Origin of the sequence: Burkholderia orbicola (assembly GCF_900100915.1) — a bacterium.
In the GTDB taxonomy this organism is placed as follows: Bacteria; Pseudomonadota; Gammaproteobacteria; order Burkholderiales; family Burkholderiaceae; genus Burkholderia; species Burkholderia orbicola.
The window spans coordinates 182,715-199,669 of the sequence record NZ_FNKW01000001.1 but is presented as its reverse complement, the minus strand read 5'-3'; the positions used below and the strand labels follow the sequence as shown (position 1 = coordinate 199,669).

Below are 16,955 nucleotides of genomic sequence, written 5' to 3'. Positions count from 1 at the left end.
ACGAAGCGTGCCATGTCAGAGGTAAATCCCTCGAGAGCCGCTTGGCAGCGAGCTAACGGCTAAGTCAGCTAGGGGCGTATAAGACGCCAAAATAACCCGTGAGCAAATCGGGACAATCACCAATCTTGTGCAATCCGCCCATGCCACGTGCGTTTGCGAACGTATTGCACCGCAGCGAAACATGTGCGACCGGTGCCGCATTCATTCATCGAAGTCGTTTCGCGCATTAAAATCGTGCATCGATATCGACGATTGATGAGGCCGGGACATGAACGTTACGCTGCGCCAGCTCCGCGTATTCATCGAAGTCGCGCGGCTCAAGAGCTTCAGTCGGGCGGGTGACGAGATCGGGCTCACGCAGTCCGCGGTCAGCCGCTGCGTGCGCGAGCTCGAGGCCGAACTGGGGCTGAAGCTGATCGACCGCACGACGCGCGACGTGCAGCTGACCGACGTCGGTGCGAACCTGATCGCGAGTGTGTCGCGTCTGCTCGACGATCTCGACGATACGTTGCGCGAGATTCGCGAGATCGGCGAGCAGCGCCGCGGGCGCGTGATCGTCGCGGCAAGCCCGACGATCGCATGCAGGCTGATGCCGCGGGTGGTGGCGTCGTGCGAGCGCCAGTTCCCGTTCGTGACGCTCGGCCTGCGCGATGACGTGCAGAGCGACGTGTTGCGCAAGGTGAAGTCGAGCGAAGTCGACTTCGGCGTCGTGATCGGCCCGCTGACGGTCGCCGATCTGGTCTGCGAGCCGCTGATGACGGATTCGTTCTGCCTCGTCGCGCGCGCCGACCATCCGCTCGCGGCACGGGCCGAGGTGTCATGGACGGCGCTGGACGGCGAGCGCCTCGTGCTGCTCGATCATGCGTCGGGCAGCCGGCCGCTGATCGATGCCGCGCTGGCCACGCATCGCGTCAACGCGACGGTCATGCAGGAGCTCGGGCATTCGGCGACCGTGTTCGGGCTGGTCGAGGCCGGCGTTGGCGTAAGCGTGCAGCCGTGGCTGTCGCTGCCGCTGCCTGCCGGCTCGACGCTGGTCGCGCGGCCGCTCACGCCGCGCACCGAGCGCACCGTCGAACTGGTGCGCCGCCGCGACCGGTCGTTGTCGCCCGCCGCGCAGGCGATCTGGGAGCTGGTGCGGCAGATGCCGGCGCGGGCCGAAGATCTCGACTGACGCGTATTGGCGTGCGTCCGGTCTGGCTTGCCGGCCGGTACACTACGCGGATCGTGTTCCTCGACGGTGGTTTTCGATGACGCATTCCGCAGGTTTTTTCCCGGCGAGCGACGAACCGGCGGCGCGCGCCGCGGTGCACGCGCTGCGGCCGTCGCTGATCCGCGAGGTCGCAAACGCCGGCTTCGGCGTGCCGGACATGCTGCCGTTCTGGTTCGGCGAATCCGATCGCGTGACGCCGGACTTCATCCGCGACGCCGCGGCCGCGGCGCTGCGCGATGGCGCGACCTTCTACACGCACAATCTCGGGACGGCGGCGCTGCGCGACGCGATCGCCGCCTATGTCAGCGCGCGTCACGGTGCGACGGCGGCCGACACGGTCGCCGTAACGAGTTCGGGCGTGAGTGCGCTGATGCTGGCTGCGCAGATGCTGGTCGGGCCGGGCGAACGTGTCGTCGCGGTCACGCCGCTCTGGCCGAATCTCGTCGAGATTCCGAAAATCCTCGGCGCGCAGGTCGACTGCGTGCCGCTCGGCTACGGCGACGCGGGCTGGCAGCTCGACGTCGGTCGGCTGCTCGCGGCGCTGACGCCCGATACGCGGATGCTGCTGATCAACTCGCCGAACAACCCGACCGGCTGGACGATGTCGCGCGACGATCAGCGGGCCGTGCTCGCCCATTGCCGTCGTCACGGCATCTGGCTGGTCGCCGACGAGGTGTACGAGCGGCTTGCGTTCGACGAGGGCGGCGCGCCGTCGTTCCTCGATATCGCGTCGCGCGAGGAGCGCGTCGTGGTCGTGAATTCGTTCTCGAAGGCGTGGGCGATGACGGGCTGGCGGCTCGGATGGCTGATTGGGCCGGCGTCGGTGATGGGCGACCTGTCGAAGCTCGTCGAATACAACACGTCGTGCGCGCCGGGCTTCGTGCAGGCCGCCGGTGAGGTCGCGTTGCGCGACGGGGAGCCGTTCGTGCGATCGTTCGTCACGGCGCTGCGCGAAGCGCGTGATCACCTGGTCGCCGCGCTGCGGACGCTGCCGGGCGTCGAGGTGCCGCCTCCGCCCGGCGCCATGTACCTGTTCCTGCGGCTGCCGGGCGCGACCGACAGCCTGGCGTTCTGCAAGACGCTGGTGCGCGACGCGGGGCTCGGCCTGGCGCCCGGTCGAGCGTTCGGCCCGGAGGGAAAAGGGTTCGTGCGCTGGTGTTATGCGTGCGATCCGGCGCGGCTCGACGCGGGCGTGGAGCGACTACGCAGGTTCCTCGCGCACGGCGCGGGCGTTCGCTGAAGCGGGGACGGAGCGGGCGTGCCGCCGGGGCGGCGGCCTGTTTCGCTCATCTTTACGCACCGGGCGATTTTGCGTAATATGGCGTTCAGTCACGCGGTTCCGTCGTTGAGCCGTGCTGTTCCGTCCGGTTTGGGCCTGGCTTGAAGTTGATTCGCCGCCCCCGGTTCGTGCTCCCATCAATATGACCGATCAGAATCGGGCGAGCGCGTCTTCCGTTCCTTTCGTCTGTTTGTTGATCCGGTTCGTTTGACCACAGGGTCTGGCCTAGCTGCATGAATACCCAAGAGGCGAAGATCGTCCTCGAGACTGCTTTGATCTGCGCGCAGGAACCGCTGAAGCTCGGCGATTTGCGCAAGCTCTTTGCCGACGGCGTGTCGGCTGACACGGTCCGCACGTTACTCGAAGATCTGAAACAGGATTGGTCCGGCCGCGGTGTCGAACTGGTGGCGCTGGCGACCGGGTGGCGCTTTCAGAGCAAGCCGGCGATGCGTCATTATCTGGATCGCCTGCATCCCGAGAAGCCGCCGAAATATTCGCGCGCCGTGCTCGAAACGCTCGCGATCATCGCGTACCGGCAGCCCGTCACGCGCGGCGACATCGAAGAGATTCGCGGCGTCACGGTCAATACGCAGGTGGTCAAGCAGCTCGAGGATCGCGGCTGGATCGAGGTGATCGGTCATCGCGACGTGCCGGGGCGTCCGGCGCTGTATGCGACGACCAAGCAGTTCCTCGACGATCTCGGCCTGAAGGTGCTCGACGACCTGCCGGCGCTCGAAGAGCCGGCCGCGAACGTCGAGGCCGCGCTGCTCGCGCAGCAGGCCATGGATTTCGACGGTGACGTAGTGGTAGCCGACGACGCGGCGGCCGACGTGCCGCAGGCGCTGGCGGATGAAGCGCCCGCCGACGAGTCGGCCGAAGGGCCCGGCGATGTCGCGTCCGACGTCGCGTCGACGCAGGAAATTCCGAGTCGCGATACGCTCGATGCTGATCGCGCGCAAACGGAACGTATGGAACAGGTTGGTGCCGAAGCAGTGCCGACCGGTGTGCAGCCCGAGCCGCAGCGTGCGGATTCGAGCGAGGAAGATCGCAAGCCGGCCGCCGAAGCGGCTGCCGGAGACGGAGCGGAAGCGGCCGGCGACATGCCCGGCGAGGCCGATCAGGCCGACGCCTCCCGCTCCCGTCCCGCGGACGACGAGACGCTGGACGACACGTCCGACAGTCTCGCGGATGCCGTCCGAAGCGCCAGTGCGCCCATCGGCGCCGACGCGCTGCCGGACGACGAAGCAGAACCCGAACAGCGTCGCGCCTGATCGCGGCCAACTTCTTGCCGCGCCCGCGCCGGGCGCGAGACCTGACATTTTGAGGTTGTTTTGACAGATATCCACGATATTGAATCGTCCGCGCCTGCCGTGCAGGCAGCGCGTGCCGACGATGCGCCGGAGCAGGATGCTTCGGCCGCGGGTGGCGACGAGCGTCCCCGCCGCGGTCTGCGGCGCGGCCCGCGTAGCCTGATCGCGCGGCGTCGCGCGGCGGCTAAGTCGAAGGGCGCCGAAGGTGAGCAGCAGGGTGCCGAGGGCGCGGATGCGCAGCCGGCCGAGGCCGCCGACGCGCAGCCGGCGCGTGCGCCGCGCAAGGAAGGCGCGGCCAAGGGCGGTCGCAAGCCGGCCGGCAAGCGCGAAGGCGCGGCGGCGGCCAAGGGCGGCCAGGCTGGCCAGGGCCGTCGCGGTGCAGCGAAGGCTGAAGGCGGCCCGGCGAAGGCGGCGGAAGGCGATGCGTCCCAGGACGAACTGTTCGCATACGTGACGTCGCCCGCCTTCGACGCGGACAACTCCGCGGGCGGCAGCGGCGTGCGTGCGCCGATGCTGCGCCGCGGCCGCGCCCAGCCGGCCAACAAGCGCGTGCTGTCGCCGGACGACGACGCGCCGAAGCTCCACAAGGTGCTCGCGGAAGCGGGCATGGGGTCGCGCCGCGAAATGGAAGAGCTGATCGTCGCCGGCCGCGTGTCGGTGAACGGCGAGCCCGCGCACATCGGCCAGCGGATCATGCCGACCGACCAGGTGCGGATCAACGGCAAGCCGGTCAAGCGCAAGCTGCCGAACAAGCCGCCGCGCGTGTTGCTGTATCACAAGCCGACCGGCGAAATCGTCAGCCACGCGGATCCGGAAGGCCGTCCGTCGGTGTTCGACCGTCTGCCGCCGATGAAGACGGCGAAATGGCTTGCGGTGGGCCGCCTCGACTTCAATACCGAAGGTCTGCTGATGCTGACGACTTCCGGCGATCTCGCGAACCGCTTCATGCATCCGCGTTACAGCGTCGAGCGCGAGTATGCGGTGCGGGTCGTCGGCGAGTTGGCCGAAGGCATGCGGCAAAAGCTGCTGCACGGCGTCGAGCTCGACGACGGTCCGGCGAATTTCCTGCGCATCCGCGATGGCGGCGGCGAAGGCACGAACCACTGGTATCACGTCGCGCTGGCCGAGGGCCGCAACCGCGAAGTGCGCCGGATGTTCGAGGCGGTCGGCCTGATGGTGAGCCGGCTGATCCGTACGCGTCACGGCCCGATTCCGCTGCCGCGCGGCCTGAAGCGTGGTCGTTGGGAAGAGCTCGACGATGCACAGGTGCGCAAGCTGATGGCGACCGTCGGCCTGAAGGCGCCGTCCGAGGAGAAGGGTAAGCGCGGCGGCGCTGCCGGTCCGACCGAGCGTCGCCAGCCCGATCCGATGCAGACGTCGATGGGCTTCATCAGCCGCGAACCGGTGCTGACGACGCACGGACAACTCGACCAGCCGCGTCGCGGCGGTGGCCGGCGCGGCGGGCCGGGCTTGCCGGGCCTGAGCGGCTACGGCAGCTTGCCGGTTGCGCCGTCGGGTTACGGCAACCGCGCGGGCGGCGGCCGTGACGGCAATCGTACCGGCGGCGGCCGCGACGGCAACCGTGTAGGTGGCGGTCGCGATGTCGACGGCAATCGCGCGTCGTATGGCGCAGGCCCCAAGCGCGAGGGTGCGGGCGGCAAGCGCGGCGGCGGCAAGGGCGGCGGCAATCGCAATCCGAACGGCAATCGTGCCGACGGCGCCGGCAACGGCGGCCCGCGCGGCGGTCAGCGTCCGCAGCGCAGCCGTACGCGCAGCCGCTAAGCGTCTGTCGATTGACGTACGGCGGCGCAAAGCCGCCGATACGTCGGCGTGGCCGGCATCCGGCCGGCTTTGTCTGCGCGACGCATTGCGTTGTGAGTTTCGGCTGTTTTGATGTCGCGTGCCGCGACAACGATGATCACCGGTGCGGCAGGGTAGTGCCGGTCGATCGGGCAGCCCGATTTCGCATTTTCGGTCCGTAAAGGCAGCCGACGCGCTGCTTTTACCGGCTGGCTTGGCGTTTGCGCCAAAAATCGCTATAATCGCGGAGTCGCTGGGCGTACGGATTCAATGTGCGGCTCAGGTGCGACCACCAGTAAGAAGATGGGCGTTCCGCCCATTTTTTTTTGCTGAAACGGTTAGGCATCTCGGGTAGCGCTTCCTGCGCCGGCTAAGGCGCGCGCCCGCGGGTGAATCGCGAGCGGCGGGCGCGAACACCTGAGAGGACACTGTGCAACTGACGGAACTGATAGAAACCACGGTCACCGGGCTCGGCTACGAGCTGGTGGAACTCGAGCGCACCGGGCGCGGCATGCTTTGCATCTATATCGATCAGCCTGCCGGCATCTCGCTCGAAGATTGCGAAAAGGTTACGCGTCAGCTCCAGCACGTCTTGACGGTCGAAAATATCGATTACGAACGGCTCGAAGTCTCGTCCCCGGGGCTCGACCGCCCGTTGAAGAAGCTGGCCGACTTCGAGCGCTTCGCCGGCAGCGAAGTTTCCGTGACCTTGAAAAAGCCGCTGGACGGGCGCAAGACGTACCGGGGCATTCTGCACGCGCCGAATGGCGAAACGATCGGTTTGGAATTTGAGGGGAAGAAGGGCGAGGCAGCCATGCTGGATTTCACGCTGGCCGATATCGACAAAGCCCGCCTGATTCCGCAAGTTGACTTTAGGAGCCGCAAATAATGAGTCGCGAAGTGTTGATGCTGGTGGATGCGCTGGCGCGCGAGAAAAACGTCGACAAGGATGTGGTGCTGGGCGCCCTCGAGGCTGCGCTCGCGTCTGCTTCCAAGAAGCTGTTCGACGAAGGCGCCGAAATCCGCGTCCATATCGATCGCGAAAGCGGCGAGCACGAAACCTTCCGTCGCTGGCTCGTCGTGCCCGACGAGGCAGGCTTGCAGGAGCCGGATCGCGAGATCCTGCTGTTCGAAGCGCGTGAGCAGAAGCCCGACGTCGAAGTCGGCGAGTATGTCGAGGAACCCGTTCCGTCGATCGAATTCGGCCGCATCGGCGCGCAGGCCGCGAAGCAGGTGATCCTGCAGAAGGTGCGCGACGCGGAGCGCGAGCAGATCCTGAACGACTACCTCGAGCGTGGCGAAAAGATCATGACGGGTACGGTGAAGCGCCTCGACAAGGGCAACTTCATCGTCGAATCGGGCCGCGTCGAGGCGCTGCTGCGCCGCGATCAGCTGATCCCGAAGGAAAACCTGCGCGTGGGCGACCGTGTGCGTGCGTACATCGCGAAGGTCGACCGCACCGCGCGCGGCCCGCAAATCGAGCTGTCGCGCACGGCGCCGGAATTCCTGATGAAGCTGTTCGAGATGGAAGTGCCGGAAATCGAGCAGGGCCTGCTCGAGATCAAGGCGGCTGCCCGCGACCCGGGCGTGCGCGCGAAGATCGGCGTCATCGCCTACGACAAGCGGATCGATCCGATCGGCACCTGCGTCGGCATCCGCGGTTCCCGCGTGCAGGCCGTGCGCAACGAGCTCGGTGGCGAAAACATCGACATCGTGCTATGGTCGGAGGATCCCGCCCAGTTCGTGATCGGCGCGCTCGCGCCGGCAGCCGTCCAATCGATCGTCGTCGATGAAGAAAAGCATTCGATGGACGTCGTCGTCGACGAGAACGAGCTGGCTGTCGCGATCGGCCGCAGCGGTCAGAACGTTCGCCTTGCCGGCGAGCTGACCGGCTGGCAGATCAACATCATGACGCCGGACGAATCCGCCCTGAAGCAGGGTGAAGAACGCGACCGGCTGCGTGCGCTGTTCATGGCGCGTCTCGACGTCGACGAAGAAGTTGCCGACATCCTGATCGACGAAGGCTTCACGAGCCTCGAAGAAATCGCGTACGTGCCGCTCAACGAAATGCTCGAAATCGAAGCGTTCGACGAGGACACCGTGCACGAACTGCGCAACCGCGCACGCGACGCGCTGTTGACGATGGCCATCGCGAACGAAGAAAAGGTCGAGAACGCAGCGCTGGATCTCAAGAGCCTCGACGGCATCACGCCGGAACTGCTCGCGAAGCTGGCCGAACACGGCGTGCAGACGCGCGACGATCTCGCCGAGCTGGCTGTAGATGAACTGGTCGACATGACCGGAATGGAAGAGGATGCCGCTAAGGCGTTGATCATGAAAGCACGTGAACATTGGTTCCAGTGAGAAATGACCATGGCGCACTGATTTGATGGCGGCCGTATGGCCTGACCCGATGCTAACCGCAAGGAATCGGTCCTTGCACTAAGAGGAATGAATGGCGAGTAACAACGTAGCCCAATTTGCCGCGGAACTGAAAATGCCTGCTGGTGTGCTGCTCGAACAGCTGCAGGCAGCGGGCGTCCAGAAAGCGAGTGAAGACGATGCGCTGTCCGAAACGGACAAGGCGCGTCTGCTCGATCATTTGCGCAAGTCGCACGGCGCAACTGACGGCGACAAGCGCAAGATCACGCTGACCCGCAAGCATACGTCGGAGATCAAGCAATCTGACGCGACGGGCAAGGCTCGCACCATTCAGGTCGAGGTTCGCAAGAAGCGTACGTTCGTCAAGCGCGACGACGTGGCCGAAGGCGCGGATCAGGGTCAGGCGCAGGTCGCCGAAGCGGACGACGATGCGGAACTGAAGCGTCGCGAGGAAGAGGCACGCCGCGAGGCCGAGCTGCTCGAGAAGCAGGCGCAGGAGCTGCGCGAGCGTCAGGAACGCCTCGAACGCGAGGAAGCCGAACGTCGCGCCCGCGAGGAAGCGGCCGAGGCCGAGCGCCGTCGCGCCGAGGAAGAAGCGGCGACGAAGCGTGCCGCGGCGGAAGCCGCCGCAGCCCAGCAGCAGGCGGCAGCGCAGCAGGCTGCTGCCGAGCAGGAAGCGACGCCGACGCAGTCCGCGCAGGACGAAGCACGCGCAGCCGCCGAACGCGCGGCCCAGCGCGAAGCGGCGAAGAAGGCCGAGGACGCTGCCCGTGAGGCAGCCGACAAGGCGCGCGCCGAGCAGGAAGAGATCAGCAAGCGTCGCGCGGCGGCGGAAGCCGAAGCTCGCGCGATCCGCGAAATGATGAACACGCCGCGCAAGGCCGTGGTCAAGGCAGTCGAGCCGCCGAAGCCGGTCGAACCGCCGAAGCCGGCCGAAGCGAAGGGCACGCTGCACAAGCCGGCGAAGCCGGAAGGTGCGCAGGCGCGTCCGGCCGTGAAGAAGCCGGCTGGCGCGGCGGCTCCGGCCACCACGCAGGCGCCGGCAGGCGCGGGCGACCGCAACAAGAAGCCGGGCGCAGGCAAGGGCGGCTGGCAGGACGACGCGGCGAAGCGTCGCGGCATCAAGACGCGCGGCGACTCGAGCGGCGGCGTCGACCGCGGCTGGCGCGGCGGCCCGAAGGGTCGCGGCCGTCACCAGGACAGCTCGACGTTCCAGGCGCCGACCGAACCGATCGTCCGTGAAGTGCACGTGCCGGAAACCGTGTCGGTTGCCGATCTCGCGCACAAGATGTCGATCAAGGCCTCGGAAGTCATCAAGGTGATGATGAAGATGGGCCAGATGGTCACGATCAACCAGGTGCTGGACCAGGAAACGGCGATGATCATCGTCGAGGAACTGGGCCACCGCGCGGTTGCCGCGAAGCTGGACGATCCGGAAGCGCTGCTGGTCGAAGGCGAATCCGGTACCGATGCGGAGCAGCTGCCGCGTCCGCCGGTCGTCACGGTGATGGGGCACGTCGACCACGGCAAGACCTCGCTGCTCGACCACATCCGCCGCGCGAAGGTTGCCGCGGGCGAAGCGGGCGGCATTACGCAGCACATCGGCGCTTATCACGTCGACACGCCGCGTGGCGTCATCACGTTCCTCGATACGCCGGGTCACGAAGCGTTCACGGCAATGCGTGCACGCGGCGCGAAGGCGACCGACATCGTGGTGCTGGTGGTGGCGGCCGACGACGGCGTGATGCCGCAGACGAAGGAAGCCATCGCCCACGCGAAGGCGGGTGGCGTGCCGATCGTCGTCGCGATCAACAAGATCGACAAGCCGGAAGCGAACCCGGATCGCGTCAAGCAGGAACTGGTCGCGGAAGGCGTCGTGCCGGAAGAATACGGTGGCGATTCGCCGTTCGTGCCGGTGTCGGCCAAGACGGGCGCAGGTATCGACGATCTGCTCGAGAACGTGCTGCTGCAGGCCGAAGTGCTGGAACTGAAGGCACCGGTCGAGGCGCCGGCCAAGGGTATCGTGATCGAAGCGAAGCTCGACAAGGGTAAAGGCCCGGTCGCGACGATCCTGGTGCAGTCCGGTACGCTGAACCGCGGCGATATCGTGCTGGCCGGTACGGCCTACGGTCGCGTCCGTGCGATGCTCGACGAGAACGGCAAGCCGACGAAGGAAGCCGGCCCGTCGATCCCGGTCGAGATTCAGGGTCTGTCGGAAGTGCCGGGCGCGGGCGAGGAAGTGATCGTGCTGCCGGACGAGCGCAAGGCGCGTGAAATCGCGCTGTTCCGTCAAGGCAAGTTCCGCGACGTGAAGCTCGCGAAGCAGCAGGCCGCGAAGCTGGAAAGCATGCTGGAGCAGATGGGCGAAGGCGAAGTGCAGAACCTGCCGCTCATCATCAAGGCAGACGTGCAGGGTTCGCAGGAAGCGCTCGTGCAGTCGCTGCTCAAGCTGTCGACCGACGAAGTGCGCGTGCAGATTGTGCACAGCGCGGTCGGTGGCATCAGCGAAAACGACGTCAACCTCGCGACGGCATCGAAGGCGGTCATCATCGGCTTCAACACGCGTGCGGACGCACAGGCACGCAAGCTGGCCGAGGCGAACGGCATCGATATCCGCTACTACAACATCATCTACGACGCAGTGGACGAGGTGAAGGCGGCGATGTCGGGCATGCTGGCGCCCGAGAAGCGTGAAGTCATCACCGGCATGGTCGAGGTGCGCCAGGTCTTCAAGGTACCGAAGATCGGCACGGTCGCCGGCTGTATGGTCACCGACGGTATCGTCAAGCGCTCGTCGTCGGTTCGCGTGCTGCGCAACAACGTCGTGATCTTCACGGGCGAACTCGAATCGCTGAAGCGCTTCAAGGACGACGTGAAGGAAGTCAAGCAAGGCTTCGAGTGCGGTATGTCGGTGAAGAACTTCAACGACGTCACCGAAGGCGACCAGTTCGAAGTATTCGAAGTGACCGAAGTCGCACGTACGCTGTAATCGTCGCGTATCGGCTCTTGGGCGGGGCAGGCTTGGGCCTGTCCCGCCCATTTTCATGGTGGCGTGCCGACAATGGCCGCCGCTTCATCCTGATAAACGGATCACGGATCGATCATGTCCAGGAAACGTACTTCCCCCAATCGCAACGTTCAGATCGCCGACCAGATTCAGCGCGATCTGTCCGAACTCATCATGCGCGAGGTCAAAGATCCGCGCATCGGCATCGTGACCATCCAGAGCGTGGAACTGACGCCGGACTATGCGCACGCGAAGGTCTACTTCACGGCGCTCACCGGCGATCCGGAGAAGACGCAGGAGGCACTGAACCACGCGTCGGGTCACCTGCACAACCTGCTGTTCAAGCGCTTGCACATTCATACGGTGCCGACGCTGCATTTCCACTACGACCAGACGATCGAGAAGGCCGTCGAAATGTCGCGCCTGATCAAGGAAGCGAACTCGACGCGCGCGAAGGACGACGAGGCCGACACGCCTGCCAAGGACGATTGAGCTCGACCGGCCTATGACGAATGCAGCACCCCCACGTCCGCGCGTGCCCCGGCGCGTGCTGGACGGCGTTCTCCTGCTCGACAAGCCGATCGGCCTGTCGAGCAACGATGCGCTGATTCGCGCAAAGCGCCTGCTTCTCGCGAAGAAAGCCGGTCACACCGGCACGCTCGATCCGCTGGCTTCGGGCCTGCTGCCGCTTTGCTTCGGCGAGGCGACGAAGTTCTCGCAGGACTTGCTCGACGCCGACAAGACGTATGAAGCGACGATGCGTCTCGGCCAGCGTACGGCCACCGGTGACGCGGAAGGCGAGGTGATCGACACGCGGCCCGTCGAATGCGATCGCGCGGCGGTGGAGGCCGCGCTCGTGCGCTTCACCGGCGACATCGTGCAGGTACCGCCGATGTATTCGGCGCTCAAACGCGACGGCAAGCCGCTGTACGAATATGCGCGGGCCGGTCAGACCGTCGAGCGGGAGGGTCGCAACGTGACGATCCATGCGCTCGATCTGCTCGCTTGCGAACTGCCCGACGTGACGTTTCGCGTGACCTGCAGCAAGGGCACCTACGTGCGTACGCTCGCGGAAGATATCGGTGAAGCGCTCGGCTGCGGTGCGCATCTGACGATGCTGCGCCGTACGGGCGTCGGCGCGCTGACGCTCGAGCATGCGGTGACGCTCGATGCGCTGTCGGACGCTGCCGAAGCGGCGCGCGATGCATGGCTTCAGCCGGTCGATGCGCTGCTGTCGACGTTTCCGCTGGTGCGTCTCGACGAAGCCAGCGCGAAGCGGTTCCTGCACGGCCAGCGTCTACCGCTGTCGGCCCTCGAGCCGATCGTCGCGGCCGATGGCGAGCGCGTGCGCGTGTACGACGCCACCCGGTTGCTGGGCGTGGCGCGCAAGGCGAATGGCGTGCTCGCCCCGGAACGGCTCGTCGTGACGGCTCAATGACACAGCAGCGTACGCAAGTGCGCGCGGCAGAATGCAAAAAGCCCGGTCGATTTCGACCGGGCTTTTTATTTGGCGTGTTGCGTTTAACCTGGCCGCTCAGTGCGCTGCCGACGCCGCCGCACCGGCATCGCCGCCGCCCGCGCGTTCGGGTTTGGTGATCCAGATCAGCGCGATCAGCAGCACGAAGATCACCGCCGAGATATAGAACAGATCGTTCACGCCGAGTTGCGCGGCCTGTTGCGTGGCCATGTTGTTGATGAGCCCGTGTGCCTGGCTCTGCGACAGCCCGAGGTTGCCCATCTGCGTGACGGCCTGGTTGAAAGTCGGGTTGTACGGGTTCGCCTGCTCGACCAGTTGCGCGTGATGGAAGTTGTTGCGGTGGTCCCACGCGGTCTGGAAGATCGACGTGCCGATGCCGCCGCACATGATCCGCACGAAGTTCGACAGGCCGGACGCCGCAGGAATGCGGGGGCCGGGCAGGCCGGACAGCGTGATCGACACGAGCGGGATGAAGAAGCCCGCCATCGCGATGCCTTGCACGAGCGTCGGCAGCGTCAGCGACCATTCGTCGACACCCGTCGTGTAGCGCGAACGCATCCAGAAGCACAGCGCAAACGTCAGGAACGACGCCGTCGAGATGAAGCGCGGATCGGTGCGCGGCAGATACTTCCCGGTGAGCGGCGACAGCAGGATGGCGAACAGCCCGACCGGCGCCATCACGAGGCCGGCGTCGGTCGCGGTGTAGCCGATCTGCGTCTGTAGCCACAGCGGCAACAGCACGAGGTTGCCGAAGTACAGGCCGTACCCGATCGACAGCGCAACCGTGCCGCCGGTGAAGTTCCGGATGCGGAACAGCGACAGGTCGACGACCGGGTGCTCGGCGGTCAGCTCCCAGATCACGAAGAACGCGAACGCAATGACGGCGGTCAGCGCGAGCACGACGATGGTCGTCGACGCGAACCAGTCGAGATCCTTGCCCTTGTCGAGCATGATCTGCAGCGAGCCGACCCAGACGACCAGCAGCGCGAGGCCCACGCCGTCGATCGGCGCGCGGCGCACGGCCGACTCCCGGTTGCGATAGATCATCCACGTCGCGGCGGCGGCGGCGATGCCGACCGGGATGTTGACGTAGAAGATCCACGGCCACGAGTAGTTGTCCGAGATCCAGCCGCCGAGAATCGGGCCCGCGACCGGCGCGATCAGCGTCGTCATCGCCCATAGCGCGAGCGCCATCGGTGCTTTCGCGCGCGGATAGCTCGACAGCAGGAGCGCTTGCGACAGCGGAATCATCGGGCCTGCGACCGCGCCCTGCAGCACGCGCGAGCCGAGCAGGAACGGCAGGTTCGGTGACAGCCCGCACATCCACGACGAGATGACGAACAGGATGATCGACGCGAGGAATAGGCGCACCTGCCCGAAACGGTCGGTCAGCCAGCCGGTCAGCGGCACCGAGATGGCGTTCGCGACCGCGAACGACGTGATGACCCACGTGCCCTGGTCGGACGACACGCCGAGGTCGCCCGAGATGGTCGGGATCGCGACGTTCGCGATGGACGTGTCGAGCACGTTCATGAACACCGCGAGCGACACCGCGATCGTCCCGAGTACGAGTTGCCCGCCCTGCAAGGGCGGGTAGGAGGCAGGAGCCTGTGCCATGTCGGTTGTCTTTCCGGAGTCGGAACGGTTACATCATTTTCGCGGCGGTGTTCTGCTTCGCCGCGACCGGCGCCGATGCGTTGCCGCCCGCGTTCTCGGCGATGATGCGCGCGATTTCGGCGTCGGCCTCGTCGCCGTATTTCGCGAACACGTTGGTCTCGTAGACGGTGTTCGGCGCGTTGACGAGCTGGTCACCGCGTTCGTCCTTGATGTCCACGTCGACCTGCATCGACAGGCCGATACGCAGCGGATGCTTGTCGAGATCCTTCGGATCGAGCTCGATCCGCACCGGCAGGCGCTGCACGACCTTGATCCAGTTGCCGGTCGCATTCTGCGCCGGCAGCAACGAGAACGCCGAGCCCGTGCCGGCCGAGAAGCCGACGACCTTGCCGTGGTACGTGACCGACGAACCATAGATGTCGGCCGTCAGCTCGACCGGCTGGCCGATGCGCATGTGCTTCAGCTGGACTTCCTTGAAGTTCGCGTCGACCCACACGGCATTGAGCGGCACCACCGACATCAGCGGGTTGCCGGGCGACACGCGCTGGCCGACCTGCACCGAGCGCTTCGCGACGTAGCCGGTGACCGGCGCCGGCAGCACGTTACGCGCGTTTGCGAGGTACGCGTCGCGCACCTTCGCGGCGGCGGCCATCACGTTCGGGTGCGATGCGATCGTTGTGTTCGCGGTCAATGCGCGATTCGATGCGAGCTGTTGCTGCGCGGCGTCGACCGATGCCTGCGCGGCCTTCACCGCGTCGCGGGCGTGCGAGATTTCTTCCTGCGACACGGCGCCCGTCTGCGCGACGGCCAGGCGGCGGCGCAGATCGTCCTGGGCCTTCGACAGGTCGGACTGGCGCAGTGCGACTTGCGCGCGGTACTGGTCGTCGTTGACGAACAGGCCGCGCACCTGGCGCACCGTCTGCGCGAGATTGGCTTCCGCCTGCTGCAGCGCGACCTGCGAATCGGCCGGGTCGAGCACGACGAGCGGATCGCCGGCCTTGACCGTTTGCGTGTCGTCCGCCTTCACGGCGATCACGGTGCCGGTGACCTGCGGCGTGATCTGCACGACATTGCCGTTCACGTAGGCATCGTCGGTGTCTTCATGGAAGCGGGCGACGAGGAAGTAGTACAGGCCGTATGCGATGGCCGCGATCACGATGACCGCGACGAGCAGCGTCATCATTCGTTTGCGCTTGCCGTTGTTCTGCGGCTGCGCGCTGGCGGCGTTTTGTTGGTCGCTCATGGCGATTTTCTCCGTCCGTTATTTCGAGTGTCTGCGTAGTGGTGGCGCCGGCTCAGTTGGCGGCCTGTTTGGTCGGCGTGGCGGCATCGGGCGCGGCGAGCGGCGTGCCGGTTGCGTCGAACCCGCCGCCGAGCGCCTTGATCAGCGCGAGCTGCATGTCGCGGCGACGCATCTTCAGGTTGGTCACCGTCTGCTCCGATGCGAGGCGGTTGCTGTCCGCCGTCAGCACCTGCAGTTGCGGCGACAGGCCGGCCTTGTAGCGAATGACCGCGAGATCGTACGCGCGCGTCGATGCGTCGAGCGCACGTTGGGCGTCGCCCATCTGCCGATCGATCGCGCGGATCGACGCGACCTGCGTCGCGACGTCGTTCAGCGCGCTGATCAGCGTCTGGTTGTAGTTCGCGACCGACAGGTCGAAGTCGGCGTAGCGGCCCTTGAGTTGGGCGCGCAGCGCGCCGGCATCGAAGATCGGCAGGTGGATCGCCGGGCCGAACTGCGCCTGGCGGCTCGCGAAGTTCAGGAATTTGCCCCAGCCGAACGCATCGAAGCCGAAGCCGGCCGCGAGGTTCACGTCGGGGTAGAACTCGGCCTTCGCTTCCTTCACGTCGTGCATCGCGGCTTCGACTTGCCAGCGCGCGGCGACGATGTCGGGGCGGCGCGACACGAGATCGGCCGGCAGGTTGCCGGGCAGCGTGACGTCGCCGCTCGGGTTCAGCACGGGCGCCGCGATCTGCAGCCCGCGATCCGGGCCCTTGCCGAGCAGCGCGGCGAGCTGGTAGCGCACCGTCGTGATCTGCCCGTCGAGGTCCGACAGCGAAGCCTGGGTCGTCGCGATGTTGCCGCGGGCCGTCTGGCGCTCGACGTTGGTGTCGAGGCCGGCCGACACGCGGCCGTCGGTGATCTTGCCGACCGTCTCGCGGTTGGTGATCTCGCGCTGCGCGATGTCGCGCAGCGCATAGAGCTGCGCGAGCGAGTTATAGGTGCGCGCGACCGACGACGCGAGCGTGATGCGCGCCTGTTGCATGTCGGCTTCGGCGGCTTTTTCCTGCGATACGGCCGTGTGCAGGCGTTCGCGGTTCTTGCCCCACAGATCGAGTTCCCACGAGGCGCTCGCGAGCACATTGTTCTCGCTGTACCACTGGCCGCCGTACGGGGGCGGGAACAGTGCGTTCGACGAATACAGCTCGCGCGTCCACGAATAGCTGGCTTCGGCCTTCGGCATCAGGTTCGAGCGGGATGATTCGATGTACGACGAGGCTTTCGCGATGCGCGCCTGGGCCTGCGCGATCGACGGGTTGCCCTGCAGCGCTTCGTCGATCAGCTTCGGCAGTTGCGGATCGCCGAACTGGTTGGCCCAGTCGAGCGCCGGCCACTGGCCGCCCTGGGCCGGCAGGCTCTGGGCGGATTCGAATTGCGACGCGGGGGCGATCTGCTTGTCGCTCTTGATGCCGATGTAATTCGCGCAGCCCGCCAGCGCCAGCGCGGCGACCGCGGCGGCGACGGCGGCGACGGCGGCACGGCACGACCCGGCGCGCACGGACAACGGGGAGGTTTTCATCGCGCTAACCCCTGACTCGGAATGAATGATGGACACTGCAAGGATTTCCTTACATTAATCTGTCAAAAGTAA

General features: G+C 66.3%; 12 protein-coding genes. 9 read left to right on the top strand and 3 right to left on the bottom strand.

Annotated elements, in window-relative coordinates; translation table 11 throughout:
- The first annotated feature begins 268 nt into the window (after positions 1 to 268).
- The 9 genes from BLS50_RS00860 (at position 269) to truB (ending at position 12,426) form a co-directional block, all read left to right on the top strand.
- Positions 269 to 1,171: a LysR family transcriptional regulator gene (locus BLS50_RS00860; protein WP_074800025.1), complete on the top strand. Its 903-nt coding sequence runs from the start codon at positions 269 to 271 to the stop codon at positions 1,169 to 1,171.
- A gap of 76 nt (positions 1,172 to 1,247) precedes the next feature.
- A complete protein-coding gene (locus BLS50_RS00855) occupies positions 1,248 to 2,450 on the top strand; it encodes a pyridoxal phosphate-dependent aminotransferase (RefSeq protein ID WP_074800022.1) in 1,203 nt (400 codons plus the stop codon).
- A gap of 272 nt (positions 2,451 to 2,722) precedes the next feature.
- Positions 2,723 to 3,760, top strand: coding sequence for an SMC-Scp complex subunit ScpB (gene scpB / locus BLS50_RS00850; RefSeq protein ID WP_074800019.1), 1,038 nt, complete (start codon positions 2,723 to 2,725; stop codon positions 3,758 to 3,760).
- A gap of 60 nt (positions 3,761 to 3,820) precedes the next feature.
- Complete coding sequence (gene rluB / locus BLS50_RS00845; RefSeq protein ID WP_074800017.1) at positions 3,821 to 5,581, top strand: 23S rRNA pseudouridine(2605) synthase RluB; 1,761 nt, start codon at positions 3,821 to 3,823, stop codon at positions 5,579 to 5,581.
- A 448-nt stretch (positions 5,582 to 6,029) separates the two neighbouring features.
- Complete coding sequence (gene rimP, locus BLS50_RS00840; RefSeq protein ID WP_006476167.1) at positions 6,030 to 6,488, top strand: ribosome maturation factor RimP; 459 nt, start codon at positions 6,030 to 6,032, stop codon at positions 6,486 to 6,488.
- Complete coding sequence (nusA, locus tag BLS50_RS00835) at positions 6,488 to 7,963, top strand: transcription termination factor NusA (protein WP_006476166.1); 1,476 nt, start codon at positions 6,488 to 6,490, stop codon at positions 7,961 to 7,963. The genes rimP and nusA overlap by 1 nt, the downstream gene beginning before the upstream one ends.
- A 91-nt stretch (positions 7,964 to 8,054) precedes the next feature.
- Positions 8,055 to 10,970, top strand: coding sequence for a translation initiation factor IF-2 (gene infB / locus BLS50_RS00830; protein WP_012328382.1), 2,916 nt, complete (start codon positions 8,055 to 8,057; stop codon positions 10,968 to 10,970).
- Between the two features lie 114 nt (positions 10,971 to 11,084).
- Entirely contained in the window at positions 11,085 to 11,480 is a 396-nt protein-coding gene (gene rbfA / locus BLS50_RS00825; RefSeq protein ID WP_074800014.1) for a 30S ribosome-binding factor RbfA, read from the top strand.
- Positions 11,481 to 11,493: 13 nt separating this feature from the next.
- Positions 11,494 to 12,426 carry a tRNA pseudouridine(55) synthase TruB gene (truB, locus tag BLS50_RS00820; protein ID WP_074800011.1) on the top strand — a complete coding sequence of 311 codons (933 nt, stop codon included), beginning with the start codon at positions 11,494 to 11,496 and terminating at the stop codon, positions 12,424 to 12,426.
- 96 nt (positions 12,427 to 12,522) lie between these two features.
- On the opposite strand, the gene BLS50_RS00815 is transcribed toward truB, so the two are convergent.
- Genes BLS50_RS00815 through BLS50_RS00805 form a run of 3 tightly spaced genes read right to left on the bottom strand, consistent with a single transcriptional unit; the run spans position 12,523 to position 16,883 of the window.
- A complete protein-coding gene (locus BLS50_RS00815; RefSeq protein WP_011545264.1) occupies positions 12,523 to 14,082 on the bottom strand; it encodes a DHA2 family efflux MFS transporter permease subunit in 1,560 nt (519 codons plus the stop codon).
- A 28-nt stretch (positions 14,083 to 14,110) separates the two neighbouring features.
- On the bottom strand, positions 14,111 to 15,325 hold the full coding sequence (locus BLS50_RS00810; protein ID WP_006476162.1) for an HlyD family secretion protein: 1,215 nt from the start codon (positions 15,323 to 15,325) through the stop codon (positions 14,111 to 14,113).
- A gap of 52 nt (positions 15,326 to 15,377) precedes the next feature.
- Positions 15,378 to 16,883: an efflux transporter outer membrane subunit gene (locus BLS50_RS00805; protein WP_074800008.1), complete on the bottom strand. Its 1,506-nt coding sequence runs from the start codon at positions 16,881 to 16,883 to the stop codon at positions 15,378 to 15,380.
- Positions 16,884 to 16,955 lie beyond the last annotated feature (72 nt).

What these genes read in the sequence shown, in the direction of transcription:
- BLS50_RS00805 (WP_074800008.1), bottom strand. Translation starts at nt 16,883, where the DNA reads ATGAAAACCTCCCCGTTGTCCGTGCGCGCCGGGTCGTGCCGTGCCGCC.
- nusA (WP_006476166.1), top strand. Translation starts at nt 6,488, where the DNA reads ATGAGTCGCGAAGTGTTGATGCTGGTGGATGCGCTGGCGCGCGAGAAA.
- BLS50_RS00855 (WP_074800022.1), top strand. Translation starts at nt 1,248, where the DNA reads ATGACGCATTCCGCAGGTTTTTTCCCGGCGAGCGACGAACCGGCGGCG.
- rbfA (WP_074800014.1), top strand. Translation starts at nt 11,085, where the DNA reads ATGTCCAGGAAACGTACTTCCCCCAATCGCAACGTTCAGATCGCCGAC.
- BLS50_RS00810 (WP_006476162.1), bottom strand. Translation starts at nt 15,325, where the DNA reads ATGAGCGACCAACAAAACGCCGCCAGCGCGCAGCCGCAGAACAACGGC.
- BLS50_RS00815 (WP_011545264.1), bottom strand. Translation starts at nt 14,082, where the DNA reads ATGGCACAGGCTCCTGCCTCCTACCCGCCCTTGCAGGGCGGGCAACTC.
- truB (WP_074800011.1), top strand. Translation starts at nt 11,494, where the DNA reads ATGACGAATGCAGCACCCCCACGTCCGCGCGTGCCCCGGCGCGTGCTG.
- scpB (WP_074800019.1), top strand. Translation starts at nt 2,723, where the DNA reads ATGAATACCCAAGAGGCGAAGATCGTCCTCGAGACTGCTTTGATCTGC.
- infB (WP_012328382.1), top strand. Translation starts at nt 8,055, where the DNA reads ATGGCGAGTAACAACGTAGCCCAATTTGCCGCGGAACTGAAAATGCCT.
- BLS50_RS00860 (WP_074800025.1), top strand. Translation starts at nt 269, where the DNA reads ATGAACGTTACGCTGCGCCAGCTCCGCGTATTCATCGAAGTCGCGCGG.